15 protein-coding genes are annotated in these 16,713 nt (G+C 38.0%); 5 read left to right on the top strand and 10 right to left on the bottom strand.

Annotation, left to right across the window (positions count from 1 at the left end):
* Positions 1-97: 97 nt before the first annotated feature.
* The 5 genes from KK060_RS02710 to KK060_RS02690 all read right to left on the bottom strand — a co-directional run bounded on the left by KK060_RS02710 (position 98) and on the right by KK060_RS02690 (position 5,089).
* A complete protein-coding gene (locus KK060_RS02710; protein ID WP_254151926.1) occupies positions 98-1,537 on the bottom strand; it encodes a L,D-transpeptidase scaffold domain-containing protein in 1,440 nt (479 codons plus the stop codon).
* 96 nt (positions 1,538-1,633) lie between these two features.
* Positions 1,634-2,143: a HEAT-like fold family protein gene (locus KK060_RS02705; protein WP_254151924.1), complete on the bottom strand. Its 510-nt coding sequence runs from the start codon at positions 2,141-2,143 to the stop codon at positions 1,634-1,636.
* A 38-nt stretch (positions 2,144-2,181) separates the two neighbouring features.
* Positions 2,182-3,117, bottom strand: a complete 936-nt coding sequence (locus KK060_RS02700) for an NADP-dependent oxidoreductase (RefSeq protein WP_254151922.1) — start codon at positions 3,115-3,117, stop codon at positions 2,182-2,184.
* Positions 3,118-3,224: 107 nt separating this feature from the next.
* Positions 3,225-3,989 (bottom strand): type I methionyl aminopeptidase, encoded by a 765-nt coding sequence (map, locus tag KK060_RS02695; RefSeq protein WP_254151920.1) that lies wholly within the window; start codon positions 3,987-3,989, stop codon positions 3,225-3,227.
* Between the two features lie 110 nt (positions 3,990-4,099).
* On the bottom strand, positions 4,100-5,089 hold the full coding sequence (locus tag KK060_RS02690) for a substrate-binding domain-containing protein (protein WP_254151918.1): 990 nt from the start codon (positions 5,087-5,089) through the stop codon (positions 4,100-4,102).
* A gap of 403 nt (positions 5,090-5,492) precedes the next feature.
* Here KK060_RS02690 and KK060_RS02685 point away from each other — a divergent pair, with 403 nt between their 5' ends.
* On the top strand, positions 5,493-6,137 hold the full coding sequence (locus KK060_RS02685; protein WP_254151916.1) for a TMEM175 family protein: 645 nt from the start codon (positions 5,493-5,495) through the stop codon (positions 6,135-6,137).
* 155 nt (positions 6,138-6,292) lie between these two features.
* A complete protein-coding gene (locus KK060_RS02680; protein ID WP_254151914.1) occupies positions 6,293-7,333 on the top strand; it encodes an MBL fold metallo-hydrolase in 1,041 nt (346 codons plus the stop codon).
* Positions 7,334-7,417: 84 nt separating this feature from the next.
* Here KK060_RS02680 and KK060_RS02675 read toward each other — a convergent pair whose 3' ends face one another.
* Positions 7,418-7,648 carry a hypothetical protein gene (locus tag KK060_RS02675; protein WP_254151912.1) on the bottom strand — a complete coding sequence of 77 codons (231 nt, stop codon included), beginning with the start codon at positions 7,646-7,648 and terminating at the stop codon, positions 7,418-7,420.
* 203 nt (positions 7,649-7,851) lie between these two features.
* Here KK060_RS02675 and KK060_RS02670 point away from each other — a divergent pair, with 203 nt between their 5' ends.
* Both KK060_RS02670 and KK060_RS02665 read left to right on the top strand, forming a co-directional pair.
* Positions 7,852-8,097 (top strand): hypothetical protein, encoded by a 246-nt coding sequence (locus KK060_RS02670; RefSeq protein ID WP_254151911.1) that lies wholly within the window; start codon positions 7,852-7,854, stop codon positions 8,095-8,097.
* 195 nt (positions 8,098-8,292) lie between these two features.
* Positions 8,293-9,675 carry an ATP-binding cassette domain-containing protein gene (locus KK060_RS02665; protein ID WP_254151909.1) on the top strand — a complete coding sequence of 461 codons (1,383 nt, stop codon included), beginning with the start codon at positions 8,293-8,295 and terminating at the stop codon, positions 9,673-9,675.
* 10 nt (positions 9,676-9,685) lie between these two features.
* On the opposite strand, the gene KK060_RS02660 is transcribed toward KK060_RS02665, so the two are convergent.
* The 4 genes from KK060_RS02660 to KK060_RS02645 form a co-directional block, all read right to left on the bottom strand.
* Positions 9,686-10,414 carry a DUF481 domain-containing protein gene (locus KK060_RS02660; RefSeq protein ID WP_254151907.1) on the bottom strand — a complete coding sequence of 243 codons (729 nt, stop codon included), beginning with the start codon at positions 10,412-10,414 and terminating at the stop codon, positions 9,686-9,688.
* A 90-nt stretch (positions 10,415-10,504) separates the two neighbouring features.
* Positions 10,505-10,945 (bottom strand): SRPBCC domain-containing protein, encoded by a 441-nt coding sequence (locus KK060_RS02655; RefSeq protein ID WP_254151905.1) that lies wholly within the window; start codon positions 10,943-10,945, stop codon positions 10,505-10,507.
* 17 nt (positions 10,946-10,962) lie between these two features.
* Positions 10,963-11,889, bottom strand: a complete 927-nt coding sequence (locus KK060_RS02650; protein ID WP_254151903.1) for an SDR family NAD(P)-dependent oxidoreductase — start codon at positions 11,887-11,889, stop codon at positions 10,963-10,965.
* A gap of 109 nt (positions 11,890-11,998) precedes the next feature.
* Positions 11,999-16,231, bottom strand: a complete 4,233-nt coding sequence (locus tag KK060_RS02645) for a CHAT domain-containing protein (protein WP_254151901.1) — start codon at positions 16,229-16,231, stop codon at positions 11,999-12,001.
* A gap of 172 nt (positions 16,232-16,403) precedes the next feature.
* On the opposite strand from KK060_RS02645, the gene KK060_RS02640 reads away from it, so the two are divergent.
* A partial coding sequence (locus KK060_RS02640) for a UvrD-helicase domain-containing protein (protein WP_254151900.1) occupies positions 16,404-16,713 on the top strand: 310 nt, incomplete at its 3' end.

The following is a 16,713-nucleotide window of genomic DNA, read 5'->3' as shown; positions in this document are numbered from 1 at the left end:
AAACATTTACCTACTGGTAACAATGATCAATTATGTAAGTAAATGTTATTTAAGGATAACTCAGGGATACCGATAATACATTGCGCTTCAGAAACTCCTACAAGGGAAGGGGACTGGCCTTATAAATATTCTTTCTAACAGCGGCGTCTAGTCTATAAATATCAGGATAGATAAGTAGTCTTCCGTTTACTATTTCACAAGTTAAGTATCGGATATATACAGGAACGGCAGGAACAACATTCAAAGTTCTACGCTTCTTCAGCAGGATACTCTCATCAATTTTCATTAACACTTCGGTCGGCTCATCCCGTATGAGGTACTTCGCCAATTCAAATGCTTTTTCAACACGTATACAGCCGTGACTAAGCGCTCTGTCGTTACACTTAAAAAGCGCCTTATTGTTTGTATCATGAAGGTATACGGCATACGGATTATCAAAATTAAACTTAATAACGCCAAGAGCATTGTCAATTCCCTCTCTTTGTCTTAATCTATAGGGAAAATTTCTTGCGGTATAACTACTCCATTCAACAGAAGATGGACTTACCACGTTACCCTTTTTATCGAGCACGTCAAACCTATTACGCAACAGAAACATCGTATCTTTTTGAATGGCCGGAAGGAACTCTTCTACAGTTATCTTTCGCGGCACATGCCAATAAGGATATAGTATAAAGCAGTCGATATTACTACTGAGTATGGGTGTTGGTGTTGATGGTTTTCCGACAATTACTTTAGAATTAAGCACCTCCTGCTCGCCATCTAAAACCTTCAGCTCATAAGAAGGAATATTGACCCATACACGAGGCGAGCCAAGTACTGTACGCTCAGCCCGCCATCGATCCATATTTATCTCTAAAGTTTGAATTACTTTAAATGTTTGAAGTGAATCTGTTGTGTTGCCCCCCAGCAACAGCTCATGTTGTGGTTCTGATAAAGACTGAAGCAGATTGTTAAGAGTCAGCTTTAACTGAAGGTATTGCTCATGCTGTGGTTCAAACGCCTCTATTGCCTTTCTTACACTTCCCCTTTTAAAAACTCCCTTCAATGTTATAATTGATACGCTATCCAATTTGTTATCGGACTTGGTTAGTCTGCCTTTATGAACGTCAGACACAATTTTTAAGAAAGCATCTGTCAACAATATATCGAAACGGATTTTAGATATACTATCATCTTTAGCATACAAGTTCGTTATATCTGCATGGTGATAATGCTGGCGCAGTAAACCTGCCCTGCGAATAGTTGTAATAAATTGAATTAAAGAATCACTTACTGCGAAAATGCTATCATCATTTCTCCATACAGCGAGAAAATTATTTTGCCTATAGAACTTAAAAACTGCTTTCCTGTTTTTCAGTCCTTTGTAAACATAATGCGTGGTATCTAACGGTAGAAATACAGGATAGCTTGAAAGCTTAAATGATGATGTTATTGATGTTACAGACTGACACGCAGTAGCAATAAAAAGCATTAGCAAAAACAGCAATAGCATTCTGCATGCTATCGAAGGTAAACACTGTTTCAGTATGCTCATTTAAATGTATAGTTTATTGAGCAAACGTACTGCCACTTACTGTTTCATGGTATGATACCCATCAACAGAATGTATGACAAAAGTCAGTTTTCGTTATTATAATTTAAGTTTTCGAATGCGGGCTTGCAAAGAAGGGATTTGTTCATGCCGTACGTGCTGCACCTCTTCTGCTAACTTATGCTCAAGTTCAGGGTATTGCTTTGCAAAATCATATAATCCCTGAAGTGCATTTACCCTTACTATTTTGCTTTCGTTAGGATTAAGTAGCCAATAAGAAAGGGTGTGCCATACATCTGCAGCTTCGTCAATTGTAAGCTTAACACGCGGAATGAGTTGAGCTATGTGCCACTTAAGTTCTTTATGTACTGATCCATGTAGCAAACTAAGTAATTGTGTTTTGTGGGGCTCAAGAAATTCCGGTCTGTGCCTGGTGATTTTCTCCACCGCATCAGCCGCGCGAATGATCAGAAGTCTTTCGTGATGGAATAAAAGGCCAAACAATTCGTCAAAGCTTGCCTGATCATATACCAAGCCAATTACTTCTTTGCTTCTCGAGATAGAGCGAAGATCTTTGCCCAGCAATAATTCTGTGAAGGCGGTGGTCATGATGTTATTACTTACATTGGATTAGTTCAACGAAGTAATTACAGGGTAACAACTACCTTTCCTACCACTCTGCCTGACTCAACCTCCAGATGAGCGTCACGCATCTGATTGAAAGTAAAAGTCTTAGATACATGAGAACGAAGAATTCCGCGTGCCATTAAGTCCGCAAGTGCTTCCATGTCATTGCCATTAGAAGAAACCAGAAAAGGCTTGCCGTTTACCCCTTTATTTTTTGCCTCATCTTTCAAATGTTCTGCAAATCCAAGAATGCTTACAACGGTGCCCCCTTTGCGTGTTACTGTAATAGACTTTTTAAGATTATCCGGCCCGAGCGAATCCAATACGACATCAACATCGGCAACTGACTCTTCAAATGGCTTTGTTTGATAGTCTAAATGCTCGTCAGCCCCCAGGTTTAACACAAAATCTCTGTTCTTCGCTGATGAAGTTCCAATTACATAGGCACCGAAGTGTTTTGCAAGCTGAACAGCATAATGACCCACACCTCCGGAAGCTGCATGGATAAGAACTTTGTCACCTTTGGTTACTTTAGCATGCACAGTGAAAGCTTGCCATGCTGTGAGCGCTGCGAGGGTAGCGGCAGCTGCTTCTTCAAAAGAAATATTTGCAGGTTTATGAGTAAGGTGTGAGGCAGGGGCCGTTACAAACTCCGCATAGGCTTTGGCGTGTCCTGGAAAGTTAACCATTCCAAATACTGAATCACCCTTCTTAAAATTTTTGACTTGACCACCAACCTCAACAACAATGCCTGCTATATCCCAGCCGAGTATAAGGGGTCTTTCTGTAATCGTGCGCAAAACACCTCCGCTTGCCCTTGACTTTACATCAACCGGATTTATACTTATTGCTTTTACCTGCACCAGAACTTCATCATTTTTAATTGACGGCGTGGTCACATCCGTTGTCACTAACTTATCTACACCACCAAAATCTTGAATAATAATTGCTTTCATTGTGAATCTGCTTATACTACAACTAATGTAGATGCAAACAAAAGCTGTTCCCGATTCTTATGATAGTATTACTACCTGCTTTCAAAAAAGAAAGTTGATATCAGATTTTAAAAGGTAATATCATTCTTTTCTGTAAGAATAACTGGATGTGTATCTGTAATTAGAATTGTGTGTTCGTGCTGAGCAACAAAACTTCCATCTCTGGTAATATATGTCCAACCATCACCTTTTTCTGCTGCATAAGAAGCTCCTGTAGATATAAAAGTTTCGATGGCCACAACCGAGTTCTTTTTAAAACGCCTCATATTATTCCTGTCGTGAAAGCATGGAATTTCAGAAGGTTCTTCATGAAGGCTTCTACCGATTCCATGACCTACCAGGTTTTTTATCACTTTAAACCCGGAGCGCCTTGCTTCTGTTTCAATATGTCTTCCAATCTCTGATATTCTTACTCCTCCTCTTATACAACCTATTGCCTCCATCAACAAGCGTTTGGAAGTTTCAATTAGCGGGGAAAGGTTGCGCTTGTCGTTTCCCAAGATAAATGAGCCACCATTATCAGCAAAGAAACCATCGAGTTCAGCTGAAACATCAATGTTAACAAGGTCACCTTCCTTTAGAATTACCTTTGCGGAAGGAATGCCGTGAGCAACTTCGTTGTTGATGCTAATGCATGTCCAACCTGGAAAACCATACATTAATTTGGGTGCAGACTGTGCTCCATATTTTTGTAATAGAGATCTCCCAAAGTCGTCAAGCTCTTTGGTTGACATTCCAGGGCGTGCATACTCACGCATTTGTTTTAATGTATCACCTACTACATCACTTACTCTTGTTATTCCCAGAAGTTCTGCATGAGTTGTTATAGACATGTTAATTCGTTTTAACTACAACAATAATACGGCAATATTTCTATTGAGAAAATAAAAAAGGAAGTACCCTGTTTGTCCATCCTTCAACTGGTGAGCATTTAATATACTATTTACTTTCCTGCAAGCTCGGCTAAAGAAATATGGCCATCTTTCACTACCGTTTCCTTGTAATTTGTTTTATCCACGACAATAGGTTCAAGTAAAATAGCATCAACTTCAATCCCGTTAAATTTTAGTTTTGTACCTTGTGCATGCTCACCCTTAGCAAGCTGTATAGCTATTTCAGCTGCTTTGGTAGCAAGCGGTTTTATGGGTTTGTAGATTGTCATTGACTGCTTACCTGCTATGATATTTTTCAATGAAGTACGATCAGCATCCTGACCAGTAACGATTACCTTAGAGACAAGCTCCTCGGGCAAAGCCTGAATTGCACCAGTGGCAACTGCGTCATTAGCTGCAATAATTACGTTAGGTATTGCTTTATTATTAGTGAGGTATTCATCAGTTTTCATCATTGCCTCCAATTCGCTCCATCCATGTAAAACAAAATCAGCAACAATCCTTATCTTTTTTGAATCAACGTAAGGCTTCAATACACTTAGCTGCCCATTATGAAAAGCTATGCTGTTATTATCTGAAACAGGTCCGTTAATAAGAATATAATTTCCAGAAGGCATTTTCCTCAAAGCATACTGCGCCTGGAGCTTTCCTACCTTTTCATTATCAAAGGAGATATAAAATGAAACATCCTGGCTTGCGATAAAACGGTCATACGAAATTACAGGAATACCTGCCTGCTTTGCGGCCTCAACAATTGCCACTGCCTTTTGTCCATCAACCGGCACCACTACCAATACGTCAACCTTATCTTCAATAAGTTTCTTTGCCAAACGAAGCTGCTCATCCGCATCTCCGTGGGGTACTTCAACAACACATTCTCCTCCCAACTCTTTTACCTTACTTGTAAAAAGCTTTTCATCAATATACCATCTGTCAATGATATAACTATCCATAAGGAGACCTACTTTTTGAGCATTCAGCAGGCTTGGAACACCTGACCAGAAAACGAAAAAGAGAAAGATAAATTTAAAAGGTATCATACGATTGGGCTTTATAATAGTCAAAGGTGGACAATGTAAACGATTGAAACACCTTTAAAAACGCACTTTTATTGCATTTCACAATATTACAGGTTTTCTTATCTGAGAGGCACTTTACATCAAAACAAGCTTTTAAACGACGGGTAAAAAAGACTATTAGTACCAGCTAAGAGTATGCGCTTATTTTCTGACTAAGAATTTAACAACTTTCTTACATGCAGTAAATACACTTTACTAAAGTATCTTCATAGATCTAACCCACAGATGGTATAAAAATCAGACAAAGTGAAGCTGGTAAAAGCCTAATTAAACTTGAAGTATTTGCACAATTTGGAATTGGGTAGGCTTATATTGAGATATATTATGGTACTAAACAATCACACTTGTTCTTTGTTATTTCGTTATGAAAATTGGCACTACAAGAGTTGAGACTTTCAGTGATAGCGTAATGGCGATTATTATCACTATTATGGTAATGGAATTGATACCAGATTTTTCAGCCAAAGAAGTCACTCCTCATTCCTACTTCTACAACAAGGAGACCTTGGCAAAATCAATAGCATATCTTTTGAGTTTTACCATGATTGGTATTTTTTGGTTAAACCACCACAACTTCTTTCACATCTTAAAAAAGACAAATGAACAATTGCTTATACAGAATCTCGGTTTCCTTTTTATAATAAGCATAATTCCTGTAACAACCACTATGATTGGAGCAAACCCATCTGATCCCCTATCAGTAGCTCTTTATGGCGGAGTTATGCTATTAACAACGATTTTACTATCGGTAATGCGCGTGTATGCGGAAAGAAAGGCTTTAATACATAAAGAAGATGATAAAAATCTAAACTCAAAGATATTTAGAATGACATCCAAGGCCAGAAAGAAAAACTATATAGGGATTGTCGCATATCTTATCTCGATTCCTTTAGCCTTTATAAGTGTGTACATTTCTTTTGCCTGTTTCGTTATTCCACCTATAATATTCTTTATTCCAGACGGCGTTGACGACGAAAAGCTTGCGGAAAAAATAGCAGAGAAGGAATAACTTATTGGTATTGTATACGACTATGAGCTTTTAGAAAAATATAATTCAACATCTTTTAAAATATTTTGAGTTCCAGAAGCGTCTACATTCACATGAGGCTCATAAAATATTTTCTCATAGTTATAATTTTCCTGGCAACAATTACCTTTTTATTTATGCAACAATCTTCTTTTGGCAAATTGCCTTCCGGAGAAAGACTTAGTAGAATCAAAGAATCCAAAAACTATAAGGATGGCAAGTTTCAAAATCTGGCAGTTACCTCAACAATTGCTGAGGATGCTTCCTACATCAAACTATTCATTAAATTTTTCGGAAAAGGTATTGGACGAGAACCTGAAAGACCGTTGCCTTCCATTAGAACGGATTTAAAGAAAAATACAAACGGTATACCTTCCGTGATTTGGTTCGGCCATTCAACATATTTACTGGAAGTTAACGACAAGCGGATTTTAGTAGATCCAATATTTAGCAACAGACCATCGCCAGTTCAGTATGCAGGTTCAAAGAGTTATCCAGGCACGAGGATTTACAACGAAGCGGATTTACCTGAACTTGATGTAATTGTCATTTCTCATGATCATTATGATCATCTTGATTACAATACAATTTCCAATCTAAAAGAAAAGGCAAAGTTGTTTTGTGTTCCACTTGGTGTAGGTGCACATTTAGAAGAATGGGGAGTAGATAAGCGTAAGATTACAGAATTAGATTGGTGGGAAGGTATAACCATAGCTGATGGGTTTAGTTTAGTGGCTACTCCTGCGAGGCATTTTTCGGGTCGTGGTTTTAGTCGTGATAAAACACTGTGGGCTTCTTACGTTCTTCGGGTAGACCAACACAACATCTTTATTGGAGGTGATTCAGGTTACGATGAAGTGTTTAAAGTTATAGGAGAAAAGTATGGTCCATTTGACATTGCTATGCTTGAATGTGGGCAGTATGACAAGCAATGGCCTAACATTCATATGATGCCAGAGCAAACAGTACAAGCAAGTATTGATCTTAAAGCTCGGGTATTAATGCCGGTACATTGGGGCAAATTTACTTTAGCACTGCATCCCTGGAAAGAACCAATACAACGAGCAAAGCGAGAAGCAGAGAGACTGAATGTAAAAGTAACTACACCTTTACTTGGTGAGAGAGTTGCATTTGCAGCAGTTGACTCCGCAGCAACTGAATGGTGGAAGGAATACTAACGTAAAGAACTTGTTAAAAACTTGGTAGAAGCTGGATTATAACCATACTTCTACCTGTAGAGGGATTAGCAAGCTTTACGTAAATCAAATTGGAATTGTAACCCCATGTAAATGCTTCTTTAAATCACCATCGTTAGCAACAGAAATTCGCATTACCTTTTTTTCCACAGGATGATAATAGACTTCTACAAAAGAGGCGTTTAAAGAAAAGAGCTTCACTTTTGATCCATAGAAATCAGTGGTAAGAACATACCGGCCATTAGTCCAAAGAAATTTCCTTTTTTCAGTAATCGGCAATGAATTGAAATACTCCATAGAAGCGTGAGGTTTATGACATCAAAGATAATGGATGAAGAGCGGCAGAGCCTAATAATGAGGCAGGCATATCGCCCGCTGTATTGCGCATGTAAAGAAAACTATAAAAAGATAGAATTTTCCGTTAATTAAGCGGCAGTATAATACTCACTGTTGGTGGTATAATTTTTTCAGATTGTTTTAACAGGTAATAAATTATGACTATGAAAACTGTGAATATATCTCCCGAAGAAAATTCCATCTATAGAACCTTCCAAGAAGGCCATCCTGTACAGGTAAGAGTTTCTGTCTCTCCCGGAGATGAATCAGAATATGATAAAGGGAGACGCGTAAGGGTAGTTTATCAAAACGAAGAAGTTGAAGGAAAAATAGTTTCTGACCCACTGGAGGTTGAACCACAGCAGGAAGGCGGACAAAAAACATTATCACTGGTTTTAGAAAAACCTTAGTGATTAGCGTTTTACTAGCCCTTACATTCTTAAGCTTTTATATCTAAAGGATTTTAAGCATTCTTTATATAAAAAAAATAAAGAGAGGCACCCTATTTTGGGTGCTTTTTTATCTCAATACATCTACTATTGATACTACCTATTAACAAAATGTGTTTTTACTTTAGCCACCTCAAAAGCGTATCTTGATAATTAATGATTGAATTAAAGGAAGTAACACTCGTACGTTCAGGCCTTACCTTATTTCAAAATTTAAACATAGCAATAGCCAGCAATGAACATTGGGTTATTACCGGACCTTCCGGTGCAGGTAAAACACTTTTCCTTGGCATACTTGCAGGTGCCATCCACCCAACCAAAGGCAGCATTCACTTTGATTTTATACACAGCAAAGATTACGAAGGAATATATGCTGAGCGGAAAAGTAAAATACACTACATAAAGGCACATGCATTACAAACATTTCTATCCGATAACACTGCCTTCTACCAACAACGCTATTACACGATAGGAGATGAAAGAACCCGATTGGTAAAAGACTTAATCGGTGAGATTAATACCCTAAACATTGAGTTTCCTTCCAGCTTTAATATTACTGCACTGCTTAACTTACCTATAACAAAGCTTTCAAATGGACAACTTAAAAAGGTACTTATTCTTAAAAACCTTTCTGCTTCAATACCCCGCGTATTACTACTTGATTATCCCTACGAGGGCCTTGACCATGAAAGCAGAGCAGACTTAAATAATTTCATAACATTTATTGCGAATGAGTTCCTCATCCAAATTATTATTGTTGATCATGACCATGAGTTACCAACAATCATAAATAAAAGGATGGTAATTAATAATTTCACTATTGTAGAGACTTCAGATTATTCTGTAAAGAAAGAGATCACACAACAAAACAACAACAATACCAAGACACTCCAACAATTAAACATTACAAACGAACCCGTTGTAGAATTTAAAGACGTTACAATACAATACGGATCGCGGATTATTATTGACAATTTTAACTGGACCGTTCGAAAGGGAGAACGATGGGCACTTGTCGGGAGAAATGGCTCTGGGAAGACAACTTTGTTCAGCATTATATATGCTGATCATCCCTTTGCTTATAGCCAAAAGGTGTTTCTTTTCGGAAAAAGAAGAGGTAGCGGAGAGTCTATCTGGGATATAAAAAAAAGGATAAGTTATCTTGGGCCGGAATTGTTGAGCTATCTAAATCCACAATACATTACTGAAAGTGCTAACCAGTACCTATTGAAAGACCAAACAATTAAGGCAGATAAGCTAAGCGGTTTAATCACATACTTTAAAGCAGAACACTTTTTCGACTGCCCCATTAAACAACTATCATCATCACAGCTCCAGCTCATGCTTTTGATCCAGTTCTTTACAAAAGAAGCAGATCTATTACTACTGGATGAGCCGTTTCAGTTCCTGGACACAGAACAAAAACAGCTTGTATCAGACTACCTGGTAAAGTATCTAAAACCAGAAACCACACTTATACTTATAAGTCATTATAAAAAAGATATAGCACTATGGACCGGCTTAAAAATGGTGCTTTAATGGTCTCGAATCAGAAATACTTTTCCATAGTTAAACCGTAGTTCAGCAGCAAATTCTCCCGCTTTGTAAGATTCAATTTGTTATAGTTAACAGCAATTGTAAAGCTAAGCCACTTACGCAACTTAACAGACACATTGGTATTGCTCCTGAAAATGTAGTCGTCCCCATCTTTAAAGGAGTGTTGTAAAAAATCAGTATTATCTAATACTATGATATCCTTTAGTATCCACCTGAATTTAATCCTAAAGGAATTTCTTATTGTTTGATAGTTATTATTACCAGCCTCTGAGTCGTATAAATCGCTTTTCTCGTAAAGAAGACCATCACTTACCTGCAACACGAAATTCTTGTTATCTATAATATAATAACCCACTCCTGCTCCTGACTGTAATCGATGATTAATTTTTAAAGAGTAACTCCTTTCAAAAGTTGTAAGTGCCCAATAGTATATATGCCTTTTTGTTTTAAAGAGGTTAAGATCAAGATTTGATACATAGTCGTTATTGGTGAGATTGTCTTGTTGTTCACCATAAATCCAACTATTGGCAGTATTGAGCGAAATGCTCTTTTTATAAATGTTAAACTTTATATTATTATTCAGAACGTATGCATTTCCCTCGTTAGTCTTATTAATGATTCCGGTAGAGGTATAATTAATATAATAATTTGTTGTATCGTTAAATTGGGAAAATACGTGATGGGAAATAACCAGAAAAAGTAGTTTCAAAAGAACCTTCATAGCATTGGTTTCCAATGCTGCTAAAAACAAGATGCCAAATAATAAGAACAAGCGTTCTTAATTTATAACGCTTGTCTATCCCCTCTTCAATTATAATGTTGTTTCTACCAGTGATTTTATTTTTGGAAGCACCTCGAAGTCCAACATCTCGACTACCTGGTCTGCAATGGCATCACTTCCACCCAGATTATCCACAGTAACTAAAAGCTCGGTAAAGTCGCGCTTCTGGATAATTTCATAGGTGATGTGCATATATTGTTCAATTTTATCCTCTAAATGTATTTCAGGATCATACAAAGCATAACTTAACAGCTTTCCAGGTACAATTCTAAGAACCTCACCCTTTTGCTGTACTTCCTTTCCATGCTCATTATTGGCTTTCCAGAAGATTTTACTCCCTTCTTGCCAATCACAACTCACTTCACCATACATGTATTGTTTAGTCATTCCAGGATGCGTAAGCGCTTCCCAAACACGTTCGGGTGATGCATTTAACGTGATACTTCTTGTAACTATAAGATCCTTAACCATAAATTCCAAATTAATTATTATTCCTTCGTGTGAACATGATCTTCATGCTCCTGGTAGTCCCCGTCTGTATTACCTGTTGCGGCATCAATTCTATCACGTTCTTCTATTGATGGCCCATGTGTAATATGACTACGGCCCTCCTGTTCGCCGCTTGGACGCATCTTCTTCTCCATGGTAGATGCCAATGCACTGTCAGGCATTACACCACTCATGACTGCAAACACTTTGTTCTTGATACCTGATACTATACGGCTTTCTCCATTCATTAATGCCTCAAAGCCATCCCTCGCTACTACTGCAGGGTTTGACAGATCTTCTTCTTTATAAGTAACAGTCTCTTCAGCACCTGCCTTGTGAAAGAAATCGGTATCTGAGGGCCCTGGGAGTAATGCAGTTACCGTAACCTGTGTACCCTTAAGTTCATTAATCAATCCTTCTGTAAAAATTACCACGAAGGCTTTAGACGCAGCATACACGCTCATGTAAGGAGTTGGATATTTACCCAACAGGGATGCTACCTGAAGGATCTTTCCTTCGTTGCGAGCAATCATTTCTTTCAAATATAGTTTTGTGAGACACACCAGTGAAGTGATATTCAATTGAATCATATCGACATCCCGATCAGAATCATATTCAGCGAACAGACCATATGTTCCTTGTCCCGCGTTATTTACCAACGCGTCTATTACGATTCCCTTTGCCTGTGTTTCACTATAGATTTCTGCTGCCGCGGAAGGATTAAAAAGATCTTTTGCGATAGGTAGAACTTCGATCAGAAAAGTTTGCGTAAGGTCAGCGGCAAGCTCCTGAAGTTTTTCGTCGTTTCTTGCAACGAGAACCAAATTATATCCATCTTTTGCAAAGAGCTTTGCAAATTCATAACCGAAGCCGCTGGTTGCTCCTGTAATTAAAGCATATTTACGAGATACATTGCTAGCCGCCATTACATGTAATTTTAAGTAAGGCGAAAAAATCTGTGCCTCTTCGATCCTGTAAATAAGAAAGGGCTATGAAATCATAACCCTTTCCATGCGGTACTATCGGTAGCACAGTTTACTGCAGTCCAATCATCATAAATGCTCCCCAATGAATAGGATCAGGATATTCAACACGCAGTTCCTTTTTTGCTTCTATAAAACTCTCGCGCAAATTTCCGCTATTCAGCCACTTCTGGTAGAATTTTAACATTAACTTTTGTGTAGCTTCATCGTCTACTTTAAACATGCTCATAATAAGTACTTTTGCACCGGCAACAAGAAAGGCCCGTTGTAAGCCGTAAACCCCCTCTCCTGCTTGCAAATCACCTAAACCAGTTTCGCAAGCACTGAGAACGACCAAATCAGTTTTATCCAGATTCAAACTCATTGCCTCATAGGCTGTAAGAATCCCATTTTCCATGTTGTAGTTATAGCTGGTTTTATCTAATAAATCGCCAGCCCCTTTTAATAATAAGCCAGTTCGAAGTAGCGGATTCTGTGCCAACACTGCTTCATTTCCTTCCATCTCCTTTTCTAAGGTAACTTGTTCTGTAGGCTTATATAAGCCATGTGTCGCTATATGAAAAATCTTAGGGCTACTGAGTTCCTTTATTTTTTCTTCTGCGGCAGCATCTTCAAGGTATTCGGATGTTAACCATCCTTTTTCCTTCAGCATCAATTGAAGCTGGTCTACTTCCTTTTGTGTACCAGGAAGCGCAGAAATATTTTTCGCAACATCGGCAGAAGCAGTAAGGTAAAACGTTGGATTACCAAACATAGATGCCGTGTTCACTTTATCATTTGATGCAGGCCTTGACTTCCTCAAAAAGATGTCTTTGGTATTGCTGACCAACACAATGTTTGAGTTATCAATGATATATCTTCCATCTGGTGCTGGTATAGCCTCCAGGTTGATTTGATTGTAAATACCATCCGCAGATAAATAAACAGTTGATGTCTGTCCCAATTCATCGCTTATTGCTTTCCAATAAACGTTGTAAGAGACATTATCAGGAATACGACCAGTGATTGCATTTCGATAGAACTTGAAATAACGAGTCTCCATCTTTGAGCCGTCTTTTAAAATGATGGCTTTCGGTTTTGACGTTTCAGCAGTGAGATACAAGGCTGCATATATTACAGAATCTGTAAAGGTATGGTTGAAGTACCTGTATCTAACCATTTCCATTGCTACTTCATTCGGTTTTAAAGACTTTCGGATATCATCAAAACTGATTCGTTTATTCTCAAAACTTTGTCCAAATATCTCTGACTTTTGACTTAGCTCTTTTTCAATTCTTTCTACATCATCCTGAAGAGATGCCGGGTTAATATCATTTTCCGTGAGCTGAGCAGGACTCATTGATAATGCTAATGTTAACTTTTCTTTCTTCGCTACCCAGTTGTTATATTTACTCTTCAATTCCTCATCATTACTATCCATTATTCTTTGGCGAATTTTTATTGAAGAGCTGAGTAATAATGCTTTCGTTAGGAGCTGATAGTTATACACTTTTGCAGTAAGGTCTCTGAAGTCTTCAAGGTTACTAAAAGCAAGTGTATTGTAAAATTCAAAATCCCCACGAATTGTATTCCAGTATTTAGCCTTCTCACGCTCGCTCAGCGCCGGGAAGTATTGTTTTATAAAATTTTCATAGTTAGTCAATGATTCTTCAATTAACCGTTTAGACTTCTTAAAGTCCTTTTCCATATAATAAACCTTACTAAGCTTTGATAGTACTTTTACATACTCCGGGTGCCTGGTGCTAAAGAACTTTTCATATAGGTCTCTGGCTCGGTTATAAAATTCTTCAGACTTCCTGTAATTTTTAAGCTGATAGTAAACATCACCTGTCAACGTATAAATACTTGCGGCATTGATATTATTCTTTGTTCCTGTTTTTGTTCGCCATATCATTTCTGCTACTGTTAATGAGTTAAAGGCAGCATCATACTTACCTTCTGAAATGTATAGCACCGCAAGATTTTTCAGCATCTCGGCGTACTGAGGATTTTCATTACCGAGCTTTTGAAGAATGATATCTCTTGCCTCCAGCATTAATTTTTCAATTCCATCGTTGGCGTCACCTTTGTAGAATTTAATAAGTGCCAGTTGGGAAACAGATTTTGCAACTTCAATGTGAGAACGGCCAAATTGATTCTCCTGGCTTACGATTGCCTTTAAAGAATTTCCCTCTGCCTTATCATAATCACCAAGGGTATAGTAGATGTCCGCAAGGAGTTTTTGTGTTGGTGCTGTCTTTGTAGAATGGTCACCGTATATTTTTAAAGCAAGTTGATTTGCGCGCAAAGCTACTCTTTCCGCTTCCGTGTAATCACCTTTTGATAGTAAAATGCGCCCTTTATAAACGAGAGGTTCTATAAGCCGAAGGGAATTGACACCATAAAGTCTTTCATAAGATGGTATCTGATCGTTTAGCACTTTGTCTGCTTCTGAGAACCGGCCCAATTGAATTAACAGTGAGGATAATTCCTCTGCAGACGAAACTTCGCCACCTAGCGCTATTTTTGCCTTAGAAATTAATTTTCTTGATCTATCCAGATTACTTTCAGCTTCATCAAACAATCCCTTTATACCAAACAACTTTGCCTGCGTTTCTATTGTGTGGACATACGCTCCTAAAAAAGCTTCGTCTTTACGATAATTTTCAAGGATATTCAATGCTTTATTAATTGACTCCTCAGCTTTCTCATACTGACCTATGCGTAATTGCAACTGAGCCAGATAGTCTTGTTCTATGGCAAAATCAGGATCATTTGAATCATATTTTGATCTCGCAACATCGGAGGCCTTGTCCAAAATAGTAGCTGCAAGAGCGTACTTATCCATCACTTCATAATATCTGGCAAGGTGGTTAAGTATATTTAAATGATCTTTGTGCCATGCTTCTATTTCTTTGGACACAACCTTCGAATAGCTTTCTTCATAAATTTTACCGGCCCGTTCGATGTTATTTGTATAATCAAGATAGAAGTTTGCTAACTGGATTTGGGAAAGATGATATTCAGGAGAGCTCTCACCGCATAACTCCTTTTTTATTTCACTGATCTGAAGCAGATAATTTTCAGCATTTAAATATCGTTTCTCTAAAAGAGCGACTTCTGTTAGAAATGCGAGGATACGCTCTGTGGTACGATAGTATTTGGGAACAGATTTGGAATCAAGCATGTTAATTGCATTTGTTTCCAGGTTTTTTGTATGTTCCTTCTCGAATTTTGCTGTAAACTCAACTGCGTTGAAATTTAAACGAACCAAACTTGTCTTGGGAAAGTACTTAATCAAGCTGCGTTCGTATTCAAGCTTCGTGGTATTGTATTTACTCTTGGCTCCCCGTTCAATAAGTTCCTTCAAATAATCAAGATAGATATTCTGCGCCAGGGTGTGTGTAGGTGCTACCCGCTTCTTTAACCCATCAAGGATATTATCAAGCTCTAAAGACTTCTGCCCGCGCTGCTTGTTGCCGTTTTCTATGAGAGTAAGGGAATTTAGGTAATTGTTCTTAACATAGGCAACACTTGTTTCGTCCATATAACGTTGATTTTTTTTAATCCACGTAGCCGCTGCTGTAAAAGCGGAATCTGCACTAATCAGGTTTCCCTTCTTTCCGTATGCACGAGCTATTAATGTGAGTAAGCGCGCATAGGCTTCAAATCTTTGAGGTAATTCTTCGACAGCAATTCTTCTTGTTTTTATTATTCCACCTTCTACAACTGTTTCTTTTTCAACAGCTCTTACCAAGCAGTAGTTTTCTATGCTTCTGGCCACCGCTATAGCTTCATTATAAAAGCCTTGTCCTGTTAAAGTTTCTGCTCGCACAAGATTCATGCGTGCCCTTAAACCCTCATCAACTTCAGCCAACTTCTCTATAATCCCCCTAGCCTTTTCGATATATCCGATACTAATTCTATAATTTCCATATTCGTTATACAACTCAGCGATATCTATTAAAGTAGAAACGTGACTTTTATTTGATGAGCCATGAACCCTCTCGCTTGTGGCAAGTGCATTATTGATACTGGCCTCAAATCCTGCAATAATACCTGAGGCAAGATTAATTCGAGCTTCACGAATGTAATACTGAACCATGTAGTCATTTTCAGTACCTAGCTTTAAAGCTCCGCCTTTAAACTTTCTTAGGGATTTTAATGCTTTTGGGAAATAACCACCGTTATAATAGTTGTCAACCTTTTTGAGTGTTTTATCCAGCTTTTTGTTCTGACTCAACGCTGTCTGAGAAATTAATAATAAAACAACAGCGGCAGTAATAAGATACCGTAAGTGGTGCATAACCAGGGGGTTTTAACAAGTTATTCCAAAATTAATCAAAATCATTTGAATTTTATTGATAATTAAGCAGTTGCTAATTTATCTATGTATAGAACTTATCGATGCAGACTTATAACTTGCGGTGTTATTCGTTATCGAAAACCAACTTTATACTTGAATTTTAATACCATCTTTGGATAAGATCTTTTCAATATATCGAAGCTCTGCAGGGAGCGGAAAAACGCGCACGTTAGCAAAAGAATACCTAAAACTGGCGCTTCGCTTCCGCTCTGATTATTACAAGTTCATTCTTGCGGTAACTTTTACCAATAAGGCATCGCAGGAAATGAAAGATCGAATTCTTTACTACTTAAATGAATTTGCGAACGGAAAACCAAATGAATTAGCAGAGGAACTTAAGGCTGAACTGCAACTCGATGATCAAACCTTTCAACAAAACAGTCAGGAAACTCAAGCGGCCGTACTTCATAACTATACGAAGT

Origin of the sequence: Chryseosolibacter indicum, assembly GCF_018598585.1 — a bacterium.
GTDB classification, from domain to species: domain Bacteria; phylum Bacteroidota; class Bacteroidia; order Cytophagales; family Cyclobacteriaceae; genus Chryseosolibacter; species Chryseosolibacter indicus.
This window is presented reverse-complemented; position numbering and strand designations above follow the sequence as displayed.